The 18,272-nt window shown below is 71.1% G+C and carries 16 protein-coding genes and 2 pseudogenes; 9 read left to right on the forward strand and 9 right to left on the reverse strand.

Annotation, left to right across the window (positions count from 1 at the left end; genetic code table 11):
- Positions 1-28: 28 nt before the first annotated feature.
- The 3 genes from GA0115240_RS16290 (at position 29) to GA0115240_RS16300 (ending at position 2,862) form a co-directional block, all read left to right on the forward strand.
- Positions 29-643: a TetR/AcrR family transcriptional regulator gene (locus GA0115240_RS16290; RefSeq protein WP_093737389.1), complete on the forward strand. Its 615-nt coding sequence runs from the start codon at positions 29-31 to the stop codon at positions 641-643.
- Between the two features lie 349 nt (positions 644-992).
- Complete coding sequence (locus GA0115240_RS16295; RefSeq protein ID WP_093737390.1) at positions 993-1,493, forward strand: SigE family RNA polymerase sigma factor; 501 nt, start codon at positions 993-995, stop codon at positions 1,491-1,493.
- A 100-nt stretch (positions 1,494-1,593) separates the two neighbouring features.
- Positions 1,594-2,862 carry a hypothetical protein gene (locus GA0115240_RS16300; protein WP_093737391.1) on the forward strand — a complete coding sequence of 423 codons (1,269 nt, stop codon included), beginning with the start codon at positions 1,594-1,596 and terminating at the stop codon, positions 2,860-2,862.
- Between the two features lie 154 nt (positions 2,863-3,016).
- On the opposite strand, the gene GA0115240_RS16305 is transcribed toward GA0115240_RS16300, so the two are convergent.
- The gene (locus GA0115240_RS16305; protein ID WP_093737392.1) at positions 3,017-3,436 is read right to left on the reverse strand and encodes a PPOX class F420-dependent oxidoreductase; all 420 of its coding nucleotides are present in this window, start codon (positions 3,434-3,436) and stop codon (positions 3,017-3,019) included.
- A gap of 223 nt (positions 3,437-3,659) precedes the next feature.
- Here GA0115240_RS16305 and GA0115240_RS16310 point away from each other — a divergent pair, with 223 nt between their 5' ends.
- The 5 genes from GA0115240_RS16310 (at position 3,660) to GA0115240_RS16330 (ending at position 8,355) form a co-directional block, all read left to right on the forward strand.
- The gene (locus GA0115240_RS16310; RefSeq protein WP_093737491.1) at positions 3,660-4,493 is read left to right on the forward strand and encodes an aldo/keto reductase; all 834 of its coding nucleotides are present in this window, start codon (positions 3,660-3,662) and stop codon (positions 4,491-4,493) included.
- Between the two features lie 537 nt (positions 4,494-5,030).
- Entirely contained in the window at positions 5,031-5,372 is a 342-nt protein-coding gene (locus GA0115240_RS16315; protein ID WP_093737393.1) for a PadR family transcriptional regulator, read from the forward strand.
- Positions 5,369-6,328, forward strand: coding sequence for a hypothetical protein (locus GA0115240_RS16320; RefSeq protein ID WP_093737394.1), 960 nt, complete (start codon positions 5,369-5,371; stop codon positions 6,326-6,328). Before GA0115240_RS16315 ends, GA0115240_RS16320 begins: the two co-directional genes overlap by 4 nt.
- A 59-nt stretch (positions 6,329-6,387) precedes the next feature.
- Positions 6,388-7,335: a phosphatase PAP2 family protein gene (locus GA0115240_RS16325; protein ID WP_370673346.1), complete on the forward strand. Its 948-nt coding sequence runs from the start codon at positions 6,388-6,390 to the stop codon at positions 7,333-7,335.
- A 477-nt stretch (positions 7,336-7,812) separates the two neighbouring features.
- A complete protein-coding gene (locus tag GA0115240_RS16330) occupies positions 7,813-8,355 on the forward strand; it encodes a type 1 glutamine amidotransferase domain-containing protein (protein WP_093737396.1) in 543 nt (180 codons plus the stop codon).
- Here GA0115240_RS16330 and GA0115240_RS39260 read toward each other — a convergent pair.
- Entirely contained in the window at positions 8,352-8,762 is a 411-nt protein-coding gene (locus GA0115240_RS39260; protein WP_370673347.1) for a DUF6233 domain-containing protein, read from the reverse strand. The genes GA0115240_RS16330 and GA0115240_RS39260 overlap by 4 nt on opposite strands.
- Before the next feature lie 261 nt (positions 8,763-9,023).
- The gene (locus GA0115240_RS16335; protein ID WP_093737397.1) at positions 9,024-9,227 is read right to left on the reverse strand and encodes a PspC domain-containing protein; all 204 of its coding nucleotides are present in this window, start codon (positions 9,225-9,227) and stop codon (positions 9,024-9,026) included.
- Between the two features lie 285 nt (positions 9,228-9,512).
- Here GA0115240_RS16335 and GA0115240_RS39265 point away from each other — a divergent pair.
- Positions 9,513-9,746 (forward strand): annotated as a pseudogene (locus GA0115240_RS39265) (DUF4240 domain-containing protein); the annotation flags it as partial.
- A gap of 429 nt (positions 9,747-10,175) precedes the next feature.
- Here GA0115240_RS39265 and GA0115240_RS38210 read toward each other — a convergent pair.
- The 6 genes and pseudogenes from GA0115240_RS38210 to GA0115240_RS38220 form a co-directional block, all read right to left on the reverse strand.
- Positions 10,176-10,964 carry an ATP-binding protein gene (locus GA0115240_RS38210; protein WP_256069833.1) on the reverse strand — a complete coding sequence of 263 codons (789 nt, stop codon included), beginning with the start codon at positions 10,962-10,964 and terminating at the stop codon, positions 10,176-10,178.
- Positions 10,906-12,711, reverse strand: a pseudogene (locus GA0115240_RS38215) (PAS domain-containing protein); the annotation flags it as partial. The pseudogene GA0115240_RS38215 and the gene GA0115240_RS38210, both read right to left, overlap by 59 nt.
- 163 nt (positions 12,712-12,874) lie before the next feature.
- On the reverse strand, positions 12,875-13,885 hold the full coding sequence (locus GA0115240_RS16355; protein WP_237554928.1) for a polyprenyl synthetase family protein: 1,011 nt from the start codon (positions 13,883-13,885) through the stop codon (positions 12,875-12,877).
- A gap of 531 nt (positions 13,886-14,416) precedes the next feature.
- Positions 14,417-15,457 carry a terpene synthase family protein gene (locus tag GA0115240_RS16360; RefSeq protein ID WP_093737399.1) on the reverse strand — a complete coding sequence of 347 codons (1,041 nt, stop codon included), beginning with the start codon at positions 15,455-15,457 and terminating at the stop codon, positions 14,417-14,419.
- A gap of 80 nt (positions 15,458-15,537) precedes the next feature.
- Positions 15,538-17,094 carry a cytochrome P450 gene (locus GA0115240_RS16365; protein WP_256069834.1) on the reverse strand — a complete coding sequence of 519 codons (1,557 nt, stop codon included), beginning with the start codon at positions 17,092-17,094 and terminating at the stop codon, positions 15,538-15,540.
- 290 nt (positions 17,095-17,384) lie between these two features.
- Positions 17,385-18,200: a hypothetical protein gene (locus GA0115240_RS38220; protein WP_237554929.1), complete on the reverse strand. Its 816-nt coding sequence runs from the start codon at positions 18,198-18,200 to the stop codon at positions 17,385-17,387.
- Positions 18,201-18,272 lie beyond the last annotated feature (72 nt).

Below are 18,272 nucleotides of genomic sequence, written 5' to 3' on the forward strand. Positions count from 1 at the left end.
GTCATCTATAGGGCGGTACGCTGACCGCATGGCGAGCACAGAGGGCAGGGCGAGCGGGCCCGGGCTGCGAGAGCTGACCCGGCGGGCGGTCACCGCGGAGATCGCCGCCAAGGCCGGCGAGCTCTTCGCCGAGCAGGGCTTCGAGGAGACGACCGTCGACCAGATCGCGGAGGCGGTGGGGATCTCGGCCCGGAGTGTCTTCCGCTACTTCGTCACCAAGGAGGACATGGCGGTCGGCGGCATGATCGCCCTCGGGCATGAGGTGGCCGCCGCTTTCGCCGCCCGCCCGGCCGACGAGGAGGTATGGGTCTCGCTCCGGCGTGCGCTGGACGTCTGCGTCGATGCCATGGAGAACGAGCCCGGGGGTCTGCGCCGGGCGACCATGCTGGCGGGCACCCCGGCCCTGCGCGCCGCCATCGCCAACAAGCACCTCCAGTGGCAGGAGGCGCTCACCCCGTACGTGCGGGAGCGCGTCGCCGCGGGGCCCGCCGTGACCGGCGCCTCCCTCGATCTGCGCACCGGCACCCTGGTGTCGGCCGCGCTGGCCTGCCTCGACGCCGCCGCCCTGGAGTGGACCCGCGTGGCAGCCGCCCGCCCGCTCGGCGCCCTGCTGGACGCGGCCATGGCCACCGTGCGGACCTGACCCTTGCGCGGACTTGACCCCTGCGCGGCCCTGACCCCCGCGCGGCCCGATGGGGAGCGGTCCGCGGGACGGATCCCCATCGTGGCAGCTCATCGCCGCCGTAGCTGCCGGCGCAGGTAGCTCACCGCTCAGCTCAGCGTTCTGACGCCGCGTCAGCCAACTGGACTCGGAAAGAGCCTCCTGACCAGGGCATATGGAGAAGTGCAACGGGAGTTCTGGGCCAGGACTTGGCAGGATGTGGCCGTACCGAGGCCGACCGGCAGGACCAATCCGGCCGGGACCGTCACACGTTCGCCGCCCCACCGCGTGTCCATGGGTGAGACTCAGCCGCGAGGGAGAGGGATCACGCATGAGGGAACCACCGGCGGACTACCTGGAGTTCGCCGCCGCCCGCAGTAGACACCTGTTCCGGACCGCGTGCCTGTTGACCGGGGACTGGCACCTGGCCGAGGACCTGGTGCAGGAGACGCTGGCCAAGATGTACCGGTCCTGGCGGCGGCTCAACCGCACCGAGGCACCGGTCGCGTACGCGAACACAGTCCTGATCAGGACGTTCCTGTCGCAGCGACGTCGGCGCAGCTCGGCCGAGTACCCGAGCGACCGGCTGCCGGACACGGCGGGACCAGTGGCGGACGCCGAGTTGCGGCTGACGCTGCTGGAGGCACTGGCCCGGATGCCGCCCAGGGACCGGGCGGTGCTGGTGCTCCGCTACTGGGAGGACCGCTCGGTGGAGCAGACAGCGCAGGTGCTGCATGTCTCGCCGGCCGCCGTACGCGCCCAGTGCGTGCGGGCGTTGCAGCGGCTGCGCGGACTGCTGGGCGACCAGTCCACCGACACCGTCCGACGGTAGCGCCGGGGCGGGCCCGCGCCGGCTTCGTCCGCGCACCTTTCACACCCGCACCCTCGCACCCGTCCCCCCGCACCGATTCCCGCAAGGATGGAGCTCAGCCATGCCTTCCGACCAGCAGTTCGAGGACCAGTTGCCCGACGCCCTGCGCCTGGCCGCCGACGACTTCCCGCCCCCCGCGTCCGACTTGGTACGCGGCGCCACCGCACGTGCCCGGCGGCAGCGGCGGGTTCGTGCCACCCAGGCGGGCGCCGCGGCGGCGCTGACGCTTGTCGCGGTCGGTGCGGCCGTGCTCGGCGGCAGCACACTCGGCGATCATCACGCGGCGCCCGAGGCCGTCACCACGCAGCTTGTGCGCACCGGAACCGTCCCGCCGGGCGAGCCCCGGTCACCCGGTCCGCCGGTGAGCGCGAAAGAGCTGGTCGCCACATTGACCGGCCTGTTGCCGCCCGGCGGCCGCGTCACCAGTGAGCCACCGCCGGCCATGCCGGACTCCCGTACGGCGCAGATCACCTACAGCACCGACGAGGGCACGTCGAGCCTGCGGCTCCGGCTCACCCGGCTGACTCCCGGTATGCCGTGGGACGGGCAGGGGCAGGGCAATTGCGTCCCGATCGAGGACCACCCGTACGACGTGTGCTCGACGGTGTCGCTGCCCGGCGGGTCGACGCTCACCACGAACCGGTCCTTCGCCTCGGCGGTCGACAACACCGGGCAGCAGCTCTGGTCCGCGGTCGTCACCGGGCCGGACGGCGCCCAGGTCGCCGTCGAGGAGTTCGCGGGGGGCGCCGAGGGAAAGGTGGCGTCGACCGGAGTTGCCCCGGTGCTGTCGACCGGTCAACTGGGGGCGATCGCGGCAAGTCCGGCATGGCGCCGGGCCCTCGATTCGATCCCCACGCCTGCCGCGCGGAAGCTCCCGGCCACAGAGGATCCGTCCGCAGCCCAGATGCGTTCGGCGCTGGTCGCGTTGCTACCCGGGAACGGCAGACTGTCCGACCTCTATGTCGGGGGCATCAGGGCCGAGGCGGTCTGGGACGACGGAAACGGGAAGAACGAGTTCGACGTGATGGTGCAGAGCGGCAGGCCGGACCTGTTGCGCGGCATGATGAACTGCGCCAATACCCCCGTCGAGTACTGCAGGGCCACCACGTTGGGGGACGGCACCAGGGTGCTGGCCATCAAGGCGCGTTCCAGCACCTCGCACGCGTCGATCTGGACGGTGGACACGCTGCGTCCGGACGGTCGCCGGATCACCGTCCGGGAAGCCAACTCGTATTCGCCGAACGGTCCGGTGACGCGACCGCGGCCCGCGCTGGATCTGGAGGGGCTCCAGGCCATCGCGCTCAGCCCGAAGTGGGCGCCGAAGAGCTGATCCGCGCTCCTCGGCTCCGCCGCGGGGTTCGGTCGGTCCGAGCGGAGGGCACTCATGTGTGCCGCCTCCCGGGTTGGCGAAACACACGACGGGGCGCCATGTACGGGGGCGCTGATCAAGAGGGGCGGATTGTACGAGGGGACGAGGGAGCCGGTCACCCGGCCTGGGTGCTGTCCTTCAGGGCTCCCCAGCCGTGCCAGCGGTCGATCTCGATCCACACGCTGACCCGGCGGCGGTCCCGGATCGCGTACGGCCGTCCGAGGTAGTGCCGGGACACCCGGTCGGCCTCGACCAGACCCTCGTCCTCCCGGATTTCGCCGGCGCGGCCGATGATGCTGACGTGGGAGTACCAGTCGCCTTCGTCAAGCACCGTGAGCGTCACCCGGGGATCGTTGCGCAGGTGGTTCAGCCGGGCCCGCCCCTCGTCCAGGGTGAGCAGGATGCGGCCGTCGTCCCAGAGGTACCAGGTCGCCGTGGAGACCGGCTGGCCGTCCGGCCGCACGGTGGCCATGACGGCGGGATTGGCCTTCGCCAGCATTGCGACGACCTCCTCGGGCAGCGGCGGTTTCGACATCGGGTACCCTCCGTGACGCGTCGCTGCGCCGGTCCGAGGCCGGCCTTCGAGATGATCGTCCGTATCGGACTGTTTCACGGTTCGGCCCGCTTCGCCGCCATTGGCGACCGCGCCCGGCTCCGGCGTGCCGCTGCGGGGCGGGCTGCGGGCATGGCGGGGCCCGGCCGGTCGGCGGCCGGGCGGGTCGGTGGCCGGGCAGGGTCGGCGGGTTGAGAGGCACATGATGGCAGTGGTGCGTACGGTGGCGCTTCCCTCCGGGGTGCGGGTGCCCGCGCTCGGCCAGGGCACCTGGGGGATGGGCGAGGATCCCGCGCGGCGTCAGTCCGAGGTCGCCGCCCTGCGACGGGGCTTCGACCTGGGGATGACACTGGTCGACACCGCGGAGATGTACGGGGACGGCGCCGCCGAGGAAGTGGTCGGCGAGGCGATCCGCGGTCGGCGGGACGAGACGTTCCTGGTGAGCAAGGTGCTGCCGGGGCACGCCGATCGGCGCGGAGCGCCCGCGGCGTGCCGGGCGAGTCTGCGGCGTCTGGGCACGGACCGGATCGACCTGTACCTGCTGCACTGGCGCGGTGGCGTACGGCTCGACGAGACGGTCGAAGCCTTGGAAGGGCTGGTGGCGGACGGCAGTATCGGCTCGTGGGGCGTGAGCAACCTGGACGTCGACGATCTGGCGGAACTGCCGGCGGGTGCCCGCCCGCAGACGGACCAGGTGCTCTACAACCTCACCCGGCGGGGACCGGAGTACGACCTGCTCCCGTTCTGCCGGGAACGCTCGCTGCCGGTCATGGCGTACTCACCGGTGGAACAGGGCCGGCTGCTCGGCCATCCGGCACCGGCCGCGGTCGCCGAAGCGCACGGGAGCACCCCCGCGCAGGTGGCGCTCGCCTGGGTGCTCCGCCGGGACGACGTCATCGCCATTCCCAAGGCGTCCACCGTCGCACACGTCGAGGAGAACCGCGCCGCCCTCGACCTGCTCCTCACCGAGGACGACCTGCGCGCCCTGGACGCCGCATTCCCGCCACCGGACCGCAAGCAGCCGCTCGAGGTGCTGTGACCGTGCCCTGCCGAAATCCTCATGCAGTCCTTGATGGCCAGCCGGGAATCACCAGCGTGGTCCCCGGGCACGGACAGCGCCGGCCACAACAGGGATCAGGCGCTGAGAAGGCGCCTGGCATGTCCCACCATCCATGACCCTGACCTGAGCAAATGTCCTGCTGCGCGGCGGCTGTGGGCCGCCGTTGGGACGCATCCGGGATGGCCGACATGCGCCCGCCCGTCGCTGCCCGCCGAATTGGGCTGCCTGTTGTTGCCGTCGCCGTGCTTGGTCCTGCTCGACGGCCCGCTCGGCCCGGTCTGAACAGAGAAGCATCTCGGCTTCGCTTCGCGGTGGCGTCCGGATGCCGCTTCACCCGTTCGGGCGAAGGGGGGCGACTTACCTCACCGACTCCTCGGCACGGACGGCTTTCTTGTTCGCCGGACGGGGAGGGCTGGTCGTGGGGTGCAGGGCCGGGTTGCGGAGTCCTCCCGTTCGACGACCCGCGAACGCCCAGGGCTGGCAGATATATTTCGTAGCTCGATATATACTCGACCCATGACACGGCAGAACCCGTCCCTGACGGAACCGCAATACTTCATCCTTGCTGCGCTCATGGACGGACCGTTGCACGGTTACGGCATCATCAAGGCTGCCGAGCACGCCACCGACGGGCGGCTCCGGATCGCTGTCGGCACTCTCTACGGCGCGCTGGAGCGGATGGAGCGGGCCGGACTGGTGGCCGCCGGCGGCGAGGAGATCGTGGACGGGCGGGCGCGGCGGTACTACCGGCTCACCGAGGACGGCAGCGAGATGCTCGGCCGGGAGGCGCTGCGGATGCAGCAGGCGGCGGCTGTCGTCATCGGACGCTCGCGGGATGCCGGAGCGGCGCCGGCATGAACCGTCTGCTGCTTGCGGCCTACCCCGAGCCCTACCGTTCCCAGCAGGGAGAGGAGGTGCTGGCCTGCCTCTCCGAGGCGTATCCCGGCCGCTCGTGGCCCCCGCCGCGGGAGGTCGTCGCCCTGGCGCGTGCCGGGGTGCAGACCCGCGCCCGCGCCGTCGTCGACGACACGGCCAGGTCGTGGTGGCTGGACGGCATCCATGTGACCGCTCTCGTCCTCGCCGCGCTGGCGCTGGTGCCGTACCTGCAGGATGTGTGGCACTGGGCACTGCACATCGATCCCGGACGGCATGCCATCGCCTTCCACTTCTCCGGCTGGTACCCCTGGGCGCAAAGTCCCAGCACGCGGACACGGCTCCTGCCCTACGGGCTGCTTCCGCTGGTCTGCCTGATCGCCCTGCTGCGCGGCAAGGCGTGGATCGCGCTGCCGGCCGCAGCAGCGATGATCTACGCCGGTGACACGTTCAACAGCAATACGCTCTTCGGCGACGAGGGCAAGGCAGGCCTGGGCTACTACGGGCTGGGCGCCCCGATAACGGCCCGTGACCTGGTGCTGTCGGGGACCCTGTGCACCGCGTGCGCCGTGCTGGCGGCCTGCCGTCCTGGCCGGCTGCGGCGCCACTCGTACCGCTGGCTGATCCCCGTCGTGCTCGCCATGTTCGTGGCCGGGAGCCTGCACATCATCTCCATCAGTCCCTCCTTCCAACGCGGCCTGTTCGCCCTCGAAGTCGCCGCGCTGATCGCTGCGTGGGTGGCGACGGCCGCCACCGGCGACTACCGGTGGCTGATCCCCGTCGCGGCGTTCACGTTCATCCGCACGCAGGCGATCGTCACTCAGCCGAACGGGTTCGTGCAGTCCCTGCCGGACCTGGTCGTTTTCGTTCTCCTGATGGCGCCCCTCCCGGTCCTGGCGATCGCCGCCCAGCGCCGGCAGGGCCGCGCGCTCCTCGAATAGGAGCAGATCCCCGGTGGGCCGGCCGGGCCTGTCGGCCCATCGCATGCCAGGAGAGGCGCGTGACCGTACGCCCCCCACGAAGAACAGAGAACGCGATGACTCAGCAAGATCCCTCAACCCTGTTCGCGCAGCCGGACGCCCCCGGCCAGGTCCCGGAAACCACGGCCGAACGCAGCCTCTCGCGGACGATACGACCTCGGGTCTCAGCTCCGCTGTACCTCTTGGGGCTCCTGGCGGTCTACCTGATCGCTGTCTGCACCCCGTTCGGGCAGCGGGCGGAGAACGCCGTGCTCAAAGGGTTCAGCGCCAGACCGGCATGGATCTACGACTGGTCGGGGGCGGCTTACCGATCGTCGGCCCTGCCGCCGCTGGGCGAAACCGCCATGCCCACCCTGATTGCGGGCGTGGCCGTGTTCGTGGCCGTAACCCTGGTGCGGCGGTGCTGGTGGCAAGGCTGCGCGGCGATCGGGGTCGCCGCAGTCACGTTCGGCGGCGCGGAGGTCCTCAAGAAGATCCTGCCCCGCCCCGACCTGATACACGCGCCTGTCTGGTTCACCGAGGGGAGCTTCCCCGGCGGGCACGTGGCCGTCGCCGCCGGGCTGGCCCTCGGCGCCGTCCTCATCGCTTCCCCCCGCATCCGCCCCTACGTCACCACGGCCGGCATGCTGTGGCTCGCCGTCAGCGCCGCCGCCGTCCAGGCCATCCACCACCACCGTCCCAGCGACGTACTGGGGGCCACACTGCTGGCCTGCGCCTGCTACAGCCTCGCGGTGCGGCTGCTGCCGTCGGCCACCGCACCAGGCATCACGCGGTGTCCTCGTGCGCTGCCGGCCATCGCCCTGGCACTGTCGGCGGCCGGCGCGCTCGTCGCCGGCGCACGAAACGACTCCGTCACACAATCGCTGGTCTACGCGGCAGCGGCCTTCCTGTGCGCGGCCCTGTTCTGGTTCACCACAGCGGAGTGGCCCGCACACACCGCACGCCGCACACGCCTTGCACTGGGCTGACAACTCGGCCGGCTCCGTGTCGCCCGGCGCAGCAACCTGACGACACATCACCACCGGGCGAACGTTGCCCGATGCGGCACCGGAGTTCGGCTTCGCCGGGGAGCGGGGCGGTCCGTACGAGGGCATCGCGCTGGCGCGTCCTCTCCGCGCGCACGCTCCAGAGGCTTACAGAAAGTCATCGCCGCCGCAGCGCCACCGCGCTCGCGCGCTCGCGACAACGGCGCTGTTCTCCGCCCGGCGATTGCTGCCGTGGGCGCACGGCGCTCGCGTTCGAGAACCCGCCCCGCTGCGCCGAGGGCACTGAGCGACCGGGCGGGCGGAGCACGATCCGCGCCGACGGGCAGGCATCACGAAGGCTTTTGCCCCTCCGCGGGGCATTTGGACCGGGCGCCGCAGGATGCAACGCTGGAAGGAGGGGGTTGCACTCGGGGGCTCGGGGGCCTGGGTACCCAGACGATCATCGAAGGAGCCCTGACCATGGCACAGACACTCCAGGGCCGGAAGGTAGCGATCCTGGCCACAGACGGCGTCGAGCGGGTGGAACTGGAAGAGCCCCGCGGCGCACTGCTCGGAGCGGGGGCGCAGACCGAACTTCTCTCCCTGCACACCGGCGACATCCAGGCCCGCCAGATGGACCTCGACCCCGCGGGGACGTTCTCGGTCGACAAGCTCGTCGCGGACGCCTCCCCCGAGGACTACGACGCGCTGCTCATGCCCGGCGGCACAATGAATCCCGACCAGTTGCGCATGAGCGACGACGCGGTCGGCTTCGTCAAGGAGTTCGCCGGGACCGGCAAGCCGGTCGCGACCATCTGCCACGGACCGGAAACGCTGGCCGAAGCCGGTGTCGTCGGCGGCCGCCGCATCACCTCGTTCCCCAGCATCCGCACCGACCTGCGCAACGCCGGCGCCGATGTGGTCGACGAAGAAGTCGTCACCGACGGCTGGCTCACCTCCAGCCGCTCCCCGGCCGACCTGCCCGCGTTCTGCGCGGCCGTGATCGACCGGTTCGCCGCCTAGCGACGCGCAGCGGCATCTGGTGACCAGCAAACCCGAGAAGGGGGCCGAGCAGCAGCCCGGCCCCTTCCTTGCCTGAGCTTGTTCCGTGCCGGGTGCCGCGGCGGGCGATGGCCGGCACGATGCCGCTGGCGCGGACCTGGTCGCGGTCGGTGCTCGAGTACGGCGCGGGCCGGCTCGGTGGTGGCGGGCCGGGACAGGTCGCGCAGAGCGCGGCAGTCGCCGCGGTGGACGATGCGGGCCGGCCCGCGCTCCGTGGCGACGTAGACGGGTTCCTCGATCCGCCAGGCCGGGACCGGCGCCGGGCCGCTCGTGTGGGGACGGTGTCGTACGCGTGGCCCTGGATGGGCTCGCGGCGGCCGGCCGGTGTCGGAAGTCGACGGGCGCCGGCTCGTCGACCAGGCGGCCATGCTGCCCGGTGGCGGCCCGTCGGCCGCCGGCAGGCCCGAGGCTCGCTCCCCGTCCCGGTGGGCGCTGCTCACGGGTCGTGCCTGCCCGGTCGGTGGTCACTACATGTGGTGTTCGGTTAACGCTGGGTTGCGGCAGGCCGACCCGGTTCATTCGCCCGGCCGCCGGGCTGCTCGCCTGTCTCCCGGTCGGCGGCTGACCCGCACCTGTGCGAACGGGCCGCGCCCCTGTCACGGCAGGGGGCGCGGCCCGTTGCGGCGCGGCTACCGGGCTGGCGTCGCGGTCCGGTTCTCGCCCGGGAGGACGATCCACAGCACGATGTAGAGCACGAACTGCGGTCCCGGCAGCAGGCAGGACACCAGGAAAATGATGCGCATTGTCGTCGCGGAGGTGCCGAACCGGTTGGCGAGCGCGGCGCACACACCGCCGATCACGCGGCCGTCGCGGGGGCGTACCAAGGCACTCATCTCAGACTCCTTCGTGAGGGTTCTGTACATCCCACGATGCTCCTGGCCCTCGGGGAGCCGCACCTTCACCAGCGGCCCGTCGGTCGCCGGCAGCCCCGGCGGAACGCAGCTCGGCCATCGGAACGGCGAGCGTTCCACCGACATCACTACCGCGGGTCACAGCCGTGGAACTCCGGGTGGCGGGTGGCCGCGCTGTGACGAGGGGGCTCTACGGCGGGTCGTTGTACGACTCGGCGCTTCGACCCGAACGCGAGCGAAACGATCGCCAGCGAAGCAACCACGCTGCTGGCCGCTCACCCGGCGGAGGACATTGTTGCCGCTCAGCAGGTGCTGTGGGACCTGACGGCTCACTCCTACACGAACCCTTTGTGGGCCGCCGCCTACCTCATCAACGGCGGATGCTCCGACGACGGCTTCGAGTACTTCCGCGGCTGGCTGATCGCGCAGGGACTTGAGACCTTCGAGCGCATAGTCGCCGAACCTGACGGGCTCGCGGACCTGCCCGTCGTCCTGACCACGGCGGCCGAGGGCGTGGATCCGGACGGCGAGGACATGCTGAGCATCGCCTGGAACGCACACATCACGGCGACCGGCGAGCAGCTCCCTGCCGACGCGTTCACCATCCGGTACCCCGAGCTCGACCCGGCCTGGAACTTCGACTTCGATGACCGAGACGAGATGGCTCGCCGACTGCCGCGTTTGGCCGCTCTCCACCTTGCGCCCCGCCACTCTCACGGCGGTGGACAGCGGCACCCGATCCGCCGGGTGGCAGCGGAAAAAGGCGATTTCACCGGTGCGCCGGTTACGGCGGACGAGGAGGTGGCGGTGGCCTGGCCGGTCGTCGGTGATGTCGGCCAGGGCCCAGTCGTAGAAGCGGTGTCCCATGGCTCCGGCGCCGGAGAGCTTCCGCCATGCCCATCTCGGCGGCTGAGCGTGATCTGCTGCCGGCTACCCGTCCGGAAGGATCTGTTCGGTCCAGACGGCCTTGCCGTCGCCCGTGTAGCGGGTACCCCAGTTGTCGGCGACCTGGGCGACGATGAACAGTCCTCGCCCGCCCTCGTCGACCGTGTGGGCGTGGCGCATGCGCGGCGTCGTGTCGTTGCTGTCGTGCACCTCGCAGGTGAGCGCGCGGTCACGGATGACCCGCAGCCGCAGGGGAGCGCGCCCGTAGCGGACGGCGTTGGTGACGAGTTCGCTGACGATGAGTTCGGTGGAGTCCACGGTTTCCGCGGGTTGGTTCCAGTCGGTGAGTTGACGGCGGACGAGGGCGCGCGCGGTGGCTACGGCCTCGAGGGAGTCCTGGAGCGGCCACTCCGCGGTGACGGTATCGGGGAAGGGGTGGACGCGGGCGAGGAGGAGAAGAGCGTCTCCGTGGCTGGTGCCGGCCCGCAGCCGGTAGAGGGCGTCGTCGCACAGGCTTTGCAGGGGGCGCTCGGGCCTGGCGAGTGCTTGCCGGAGTGTGTCCGTCGCCAGCGGCTTGGACTGGAGCAGGGCGGGGGTGTAGAAGCCCAGGATGCTTCCGGAATGGAGGTTCAGGGTTGTGGCGCTGAAAGGCAGCCCTTCCCCGGTGCCCAGTTGTGCCCGCTCCGGAAGGTCGGGGATTTCGGTGCTGCCGTCGGGATGTGTGATCGACGGGGGAGGGGTGGCCCGCGCGGGCCACGGTGATGGTGGAGGTGAAGGGGTCGTAGATCGCGTACAGGCAGCTGGCGGTGAGAGCTTCCCGGCGCAGGGGGTCACCCGGCGGGAGCGCGGCGCGCTCCGCGGCCAACTGGTTCACGGTGTCGTCGACGCGCGCGAGCAGGTCGTCGGGCTCCTCATCGAGGGCGGACAGGGAGCGGATGACCGTTCGCAGCTGACCCATTGCGGCGGCCGTGTGGATGCTCTGTCCGCTGACTTCGCCTACCACCAGGGCGGTACGGCCTCCGGACAGGCCGAAGACGTCGAACCAGGCCCCTCCGCCGCTGCTGCCGAAATCCTGGACGTGGGCGGTTTCCACCGTGCTCTGCGAGGTGGGGCGCTGGGGCAGCAAATGCTGGTGGACCGTGCTGGCGACGGTGTGCTCGCGGGTGAAGCGGCGGGCGTTGTCGATGGAAAGCGCTCCGTGGGAGGCCACCAGGAGGGACAGATCGACGTCCTCCTCGTCGAAGCCGGCACCGCTCCGGGACCGGTAGAGACTCACCAGGCCGAGCACCATCCCGCGCAGGCTCAGCGGCGCGACGATGAGCGAACGGCCGCCCGTCGCACGAATTGCCTCGGCGCGCGCCGGGTCCGCGTCCAACCAGGGAGTGTCCGGGCCCAGGTCGACCAGGCGGGTCCGCAGGTCGGTCAGGGATTGCGAGTAGGGGGTCGGCGCCGGGAGACTGCGGACATCGCCCACGGGATGTGCCCAGGCTTCGTACTGCCTGCCGCTGGAGACGGCCGCCACGCGGCGCAGCGGCACCCCCCGGGCCGCCGGGCCGAGCGGCGGCTCCTCGCCGCGGACAACCGAGTCAACCACTTCGACAATGGCGACGTCGGCGAAGCCCGGCACCAGGGAATCGGCCAGATCCTCGCAGGTGGCCACCACGTCGAGGGTCTGTCCGACCCGATCCCGGACAGCTTCCAGAACCCGTGTCCTGGCGCGCGCCGCGTCGACGGAGGTGACGTCGCGCACGATCACCGCCACTCCCAAGGGGGTCCCCTGCGGATCTTGCAACCGGAACGCGGACAGCGAGAGCACGCACACCCGGCCCGGTTCGGCCTTCGAGTGGGCGGCCTCCGGACGCTCCGGGGCCGGCGCCCCGCTCTCCAGCACCTCGCGGAGCATCGCATCGACTCGTGACGGGCTGAAGAGGTCGTACACGTCCGTGATGCGACGCCCGAGCAACCGCTGCGCGGGCTCCGCGCACAGGATCTGGGCCGCGGAGTTCATCTGGATGATCCTGAGTCCGCTGTCCAGAATATGCAGGCCGGCCGGCGACCTGGCGAAAGTGGACTCCAGGAGCGCCGTCCCCTCAGCGGGGGAATCCTCATCCGTTCCTGCCCGATGCACTGCCCAGAGGACGGAGGAATCAGGGCGCACCACCGGTTGCACCCGCAGCCCGGTCGCTACCGCGTGGCCATTGCGGTGGCGCAGGGCCGGTGTGCCCCGCCCGGGGTCCGGGTCCGCATCGGTGACGAGGGCTGCCGCCGGGCGGCCCACCACCTCGTCCGCGGTCCGCCCCAGCAATTCTTCGGCCGGCCGGCTCCACTCCACGACGACGCCCGTGCTGTCCACCACCATCAGGGGATCATCGGATGGCACGTAACCACCTCCACTTCCAGCGTGCCTCACTATCCGGGCCGACGCCGGTCGGCAGATCGGGTCGCCACCCCGGCTGGGCCTGCCGCGTCCGGCTCCCCGTGCGGGAACGCCACGCTCTTCCTCCCGGCGGCGGCCGGCTCGTGCGGCCGAGCCTCGACGACCTGACTGGACGGCCCGGGGCCATCGCCGCTGAGGGGCCACGGGGCCAGTGCGGCTCCCGCAGCTTGTGGGTGCCGATTGATCCTCCGGACTGGTCAGGCGGCAGGTTGGTACTCCTGGAAGATGCCGCCGAGTCGGTCGCGGCGTCCGCTCCGCCCGAGCCCCCGTACGGCGCCTGGACCGTGACGGACCCCCGGCGGACTGGTCATGACGTCCTCCATACGGCCTGTCGGGCCAGTGTCCGCAACTGAGTCCGCACAGCCTCCGGAACCGGTGCCTCGTCCAGCGCCGCGACGGCTTGTGCGTAGCGACTGCGGATCATGTCCTCGACGACCCGGTCGGCCTCGAGGTCGCGCAGCACCGCCCGCACTGCGTCTGCGCCCTCGTCGCCCAGTTCCGGGGCGCCGTACAGCGTCCGCAGCAGTTCCGCCTGGTCGGCGTCCGCGTGGCGAAGGGCGTGGGTGATCAGCACGGTGTGCTTGCCCTCGCGCAGGTCGTCCAGGGTGGATTTTCCGGTCGTCTCAGGGCGCCCGAAGGCGCCGAGGAGGTCGTCGCGGAGTTGGAAGGCGTCCCCCAGCGGCAGGGCGAAGGCACTCAGGGCGGCGAGGAGGCCCTCATCGGCCGTAGCGAGGGTGGCGCCGATGTGCAGGGGGCGTTCCATGGTGTATTTGGCGGTCTTGTAGCGGATGATGCGCAGGGCGTCCTCGATCACCACGGTGGGACGGCCGGTCGCCATCAGGTCGAGGTACTGGCCGTACATCACCTCGGAACGCATGAGATCGAACAGCGGCAGCACCCGTTCGCACTGCGCCGTATCGAGGCCGGTCTCACGGCCGCGGACGAGCTCGTCGGACCAGATCAGGGCGAGGTCTCCCGCCAGGATCGCCGCCCCCGCCCCGAATTTCTCGGCCTCCGCGGAGGTGCGTCCGCGACCGTGGCGGGCAGCGATCGAGCGGTGCATCGCGGGTCTGCCACGCCGCGTGTCGGAGCGGTCCATGACATCGTCGTGGACCAGCGCGAAGGCGTGGAACATCTCCAGCGCGGCGCCGACCCGCACGGCCTGCTGCGCACTGCCGCGGCCCTGGCCCGCGTGCCACCCGAGCACACACAGCAGCGGCCGGATCCGCTTGCCGCCGGCCGCCAGGAACTCCCCCAAGGCCGCGGGCACATCTGCGGGCAGGCCTGCCGTGCGGGCCCAGGCTGTCTTGTCCGCCAAGAATGCATCCAGGACGTCGGTGACTTGACGGCTCACCCACGCCGCGTCCACACCGGCTTGCACGGCCGGTGCGGAGACGGGCGGCACGGAGGCGTGTCCTGTCATGACGGCTTACCGGCCTCGGCGGCGTGCCGATCGGGGCGATCTCGCTGATCAACGGACACGTGCGCTTCAGCGGGCACACTCCGGTCTCGATGCGACCATTCCCGCGCGTTCAGGACGCACAGCACGGGCCCGCGAAGGCAAATCTGACTCGACGAGAGCTTCAACGTGCCTCTTCCAGGGGTCAATAGCGGGGTGGCCAGGGACAGCGGAGGCAGGGTGCCGATGCCTCGCCGGATGAACGAGTGGCCCACCAGCCCACGCACCCGCGTCGGGTGTCATGCGCGCCCCTTACCTGCCCCGTTCGCCCCGCCGGTCGTGCGCTCGGGCCGGCGGGGCGACCGGACGGGCCGGACGCGCGGGGTGCCGATCACCGGGGCGGTCAGCGGTATGCATGCCTGTCAAGGAGCTGACGGTGGTGTGAGCAGGTCAGACGCTGGCCGGTTGAGGGGCGAACGGGCTGTGCAGGGTGCGCAGGCTGCCGTCGGGACCGCGGTGGTCCTGGTAGCGCAGATACGCGGTGGCACAGTGCCAGTCCAGGTTTCCGACGAGCCAGTTCTGGAGGACAGCGACCTGTCCGGTGAGCCAGTTCCGGTCGGTCTCGGACAGGTTCAGGCTGGCGGCGTACTCGGGAAGTCCGCTTGCGATGTGGAAGAACGAGCGGGCCCGTTCGTTCACCATTTCGACGATATGGTCCACGACCTGGGTGTGCGTGAAGTGCGGATGGTCGTTCCGGATCACCGGGACAAGACCCCAGGTGCCTTCGAACAGGGCGTTCTCGCGGTCGTACGAGATGATGTCGTTGGTCCAGCAGACGTGGTCGATGGTGAGGTCGCGCAGCGTACGGACGAGGCCGAGCCGGGTGATGTGCTCGGGGATCTCTTCGCCGTTGGCGAGTTCGGCGAGCTCGAAGAACGGCTCCGTACCGGAGCTGGGGCGTCGGGCAGCCAGATAGCTGTGGAAGTCCGGGATCACACCGGTGCTGCGCTGGATGACCTCGATGCGCATGGCCTCGAAGGTCCTGATGAGTTCCGACCGGAAGCGGACGGCCCAGTCCGGGGACATGCGGCGCTGCGAGGTCTGCCAGACGTCGTCCATCGTCCGGGCGAGGGGGTGGTCGTCCGCGGTGGTGCCGGTGTTGGCGGTGAGGACTTCCGCCAGTCGCTCGGTGAAAGCGTCGTGCTCGGCAAGGGGAAGGGCCGTCAGGTGATCGTCGACCGCGCCGGACCAGGCCAGCCAGCAGGCGCCGAGGGCGAGACCGTCCGGGCCGGCGTCGGGGGTGGTCCGTGCCGCGAGTTCGACCAGATCCCACGCGCGGATGCATGCCTGCTCCTGCGGAGTACGCGCGAGGCCGACGTCGACGGCCCACTGGTTCGAGTACCGGCGGGCGTGGTCGGCGTTCGGGTTGGGCGCCCTGACGGACCAGGGGATCCAGTAGTCGCCGAGTCGGGTTCCAGGACGTGCGGTCATGGCGGTTACCTCGGGGGGAGGGCGGTCGGGGCACAAACCTCAGCAGGTGCGGAGGGCCGCTCAGCAGGTACGAGGGCCGCTCAGCGGTCACGAGGGCCGTTCGGCGTCGGGCCCGGCGGGCGAGTTCCGGCCCGTCGGACCGTCGAACCGTCGGGCGGGCACGGGGAGTCGGGGGCCTGGGTCGGCGATCGGGGTGGGGCGGCCGCGTCGGCCGGCGGGTGGGGCCGCGCGGTGACGCGGATCCGCAGCCCGCGCGGGGTCAGTGCCGCTCCCGGCGCGGGACGGCACTCGTGTCCCGGGACGGGGCTCAGGTGCCAGCGCGCGGCGACGGTGGACAGCGCCAAGGCGGCCTCGGTCAGTCCGAAGGTGTCGCCGATGCACTTGCGGGCGCCGCCTCCGAAGGCGAGGAAGGCGTCACGGGCCGGAGGCGGGGTGTGCTGCGGGGCCCACCGGTCGGGATCGAAGAGCTCCGGTCCGGGGTGGAGGTCCGGGCGGTGGTGGACGAGGTAGGGGCTGATGACGACGACGGTTCCGGCCGGGAGGCGGAGACCGCCGAGTTCGGTTGGGGCGGTGGTGATGCGGGTGAAGATCCAGATCGGCGGGGACAGCCGCAGGGTCTCGGTGAGGATCCGCGCGGTCAGTTCCAGGCGCGGGAGGTCGTCCAGGGTCGCGGCCCGGCCTTCGAGGACGAGGTCCGCCTCGGCGTGCAGCCGGTTCAGGACAGAGGGATGGCCGGCCAGCCAGTGCAGGGCCCAGGACAGTGCGGTGGCCGCCGTCTCGACCCCGCCCAGCAGGAACGTCATGACCTGGTCGTCCAGTTCGGCATCGGACAGTCCGGCGCCGGGAGGTGCGTGTTCGTCCGCGGCCGGCGGGGCGGTGTCGCGGGCGGCCATCAGCCTTGTCAGTAAGTCGTCCCCGTCGGCAGCTTCAGCCCGGTGGTCGGCCACGATCCGTCGGGTGGTCAGGTGCAATCGCTCGAGTGCCTGCTGATAGCGACGGTTGGCGGGCGTCGGCAGCCGGTCAAGTGGCGGGGGGATGAGGGCCCGTCGGGTCACTCCGGCCAGCACGACGGCGATGTCGTCGAGGAGCGTACCGGTGGCCGCAGGGGTGAGGGCGTTGCCGAAGGTCGTCACGGTGAGGATCCGGGTGGTGAGGGTCAGCATCTCCGTAAGGACGTCGATTTCCTGCCCGTCGTGCCAGCTCCGGGTGAGCGCGTCGATGTGCTCGGTCATCGCCTGGGCGTAGCCGGGCAGCCGAGAGGAGTGGAAGGCCGGCTGGACCAGGCGCCGCTGGCGCCGGTGATCACCGTGGGGGCAGGAGGCGAGTCCGTTCCCGACGATCTCCCGCGCGCGGTCGAAGATGGGCCCGCCCTTGTCGAAGGTCCGGTCGTCGCGCAGGACCTGGCGGGTCAGGTCGGGGGCACAGACCACCAGGGCCTTTCGTCTTCCGGCTCGGACCCAGACCAGGTCACCGTGCTCGGGCAACGACCGCAGAAACCCCAACGGGTTCCGCGCGAGCCGGACCAGGTGCCCGACCAGCGGAAGTGCCCCGGGGGCGCTCCGCACCGTGATGAGGCGCTCTGAGGCGTCGGCGCGCGAACCGCGCGGCTCGGGGGATTCGCGGTCAGTCGGGGTCACTGTGTCGGCTCCTGGTCCTGGGCCACGTGGGATGAGATGACGCGCCTTGCTCCTCGCACAGCAGGACAGCAGCACAGCAGCACAGCAGCACCCCGGCACACCGGAGGGCGGAAAGCGGCACAGACCTCCCGCAGCAGGGGCCATCGTCACGGTCACGCGGCAGGACGGCATTCGGCCGGCCGGGCTTACACAGCTATCGTGCGGCTCCGCTGCTGTCCCCAGGAAGGCGCACGGGCGGCGCAGAGGGGCACGCCTGCTTTACCAGGATCTTGCCAACCCAACCGTCGTCGTCAAGAGATTGTTGACACGACGAAGTAGTCAGCTACAGCGTTGACATGCCTCAGCTGCCTACGCTGCCTGAACTCGCCGGGCTGGTGATCCTCGCCGGTGTCGACGAGCCCCGCGATCCCGTCCAGCAGATCGCCCATGCGGAGCAGGTCGCCGGTGACCTTAACGCTCTTGGCAGCAGCCGGGTCGGTCTGTTCGTGGAGATGGTGCGGGCCGAGGGGTGTTCCTGGACGGACATCGGTGCGCCCCGCGGCCTCAGCAAGCAGGGGGCGCAGCAGCGGTATGCGCCGTTCCTCGCGCAGCTGACCGTCGATGACCTGATCCGTGCCCAGCCCTCGGAGCCCCCCGCTGACGTCCGACACAGGCATTCGCCGGGTGGCCGCGAACAGGTCACTGACCACGATCGGCGGCAGGTCCGTTACGGCATCGATCATCGCGATGTTGCGCGCGGCCAGGTTCGGCAGGCCGTGGGCTCGCAGAAGACTCTGAGCGCTGCTGGCGCTGCAGGGGGCCCCGAGGGGCGTCCCGGGAACAGGAAGACCCGTCGTCCTGCGCTGTGTGGGGGGCACGGCGAGCTCCGCCAGGCGGGCGTTGCGGGGGACGACGATCGGCCCCGCCGGCTCGGCCGCCGCATGCGCCCTGCGCAGTTCGGCGATGTCGTGCTCGTCGTGCGCGCTGCGAGGCCGGTCGCCGTGACCGGGCGCGTTGATGGCGGCGACGTGAAAAGTACCTTGTTGTCGACGCGCTCCCGGCGACACCTGCGTCGATCGCCCGACCGTGGCGGGACGGCGGGGCACCCACAGCGATACAGCGTTCATGGGTCGCACCTCCGCGGGCGGCGTCAGGGACGGGGACCGCGAGCTACCAGCCGCGGTCCCCGTTCCCCCGAG

The sequence above is a fragment of the Streptomyces sp. DvalAA-14 genome, assembly GCF_900091855.1.
Classification (GTDB): Bacteria; Actinomycetota; Actinomycetes; order Streptomycetales; family Streptomycetaceae; genus Actinacidiphila.

What these genes read in the sequence shown, in the direction of transcription:
- GA0115240_RS16290 (WP_093737389.1), top strand. Translation starts at nt 29, where the DNA reads ATGGCGAGCACAGAGGGCAGGGCGAGCGGGCCCGGGCTGCGAGAGCTG.
- GA0115240_RS16295 (WP_093737390.1), top strand. Translation starts at nt 993, where the DNA reads ATGAGGGAACCACCGGCGGACTACCTGGAGTTCGCCGCCGCCCGCAGT.
- GA0115240_RS16300 (WP_093737391.1), top strand. Translation starts at nt 1,594, where the DNA reads ATGCCTTCCGACCAGCAGTTCGAGGACCAGTTGCCCGACGCCCTGCGC.
- GA0115240_RS16305 (WP_093737392.1), bottom strand. Translation starts at nt 3,436, where the DNA reads ATGTCGAAACCGCCGCTGCCCGAGGAGGTCGTCGCAATGCTGGCGAAG.
- GA0115240_RS16310 (WP_093737491.1), top strand. Translation starts at nt 3,660, where the DNA reads ATGGCAGTGGTGCGTACGGTGGCGCTTCCCTCCGGGGTGCGGGTGCCC.
- GA0115240_RS16315 (WP_093737393.1), top strand. Translation starts at nt 5,031, where the DNA reads ATGACACGGCAGAACCCGTCCCTGACGGAACCGCAATACTTCATCCTT.
- GA0115240_RS16320 (WP_093737394.1), top strand. Translation starts at nt 5,369, where the DNA reads ATGAACCGTCTGCTGCTTGCGGCCTACCCCGAGCCCTACCGTTCCCAG.
- GA0115240_RS16330 (WP_093737396.1), top strand. Translation starts at nt 7,813, where the DNA reads ATGGCACAGACACTCCAGGGCCGGAAGGTAGCGATCCTGGCCACAGAC.
- GA0115240_RS39260 (WP_370673347.1), bottom strand. Translation starts at nt 8,762, where the DNA reads ATGGCCGCCTGGTCGACGAGCCGGCGCCCGTCGACTTCCGACACCGGC.
- GA0115240_RS16335 (WP_093737397.1), bottom strand. Translation starts at nt 9,227, where the DNA reads ATGAGTGCCTTGGTACGCCCCCGCGACGGCCGCGTGATCGGCGGTGTG.
- GA0115240_RS16360 (WP_093737399.1), bottom strand. Translation starts at nt 15,457, where the DNA reads ATGACCGCACGTCCTGGAACCCGACTCGGCGACTACTGGATCCCCTGG.
- GA0115240_RS38220 (WP_237554929.1), bottom strand. Translation starts at nt 18,200, where the DNA reads ATGAACGCTGTATCGCTGTGGGTGCCCCGCCGTCCCGCCACGGTCGGG.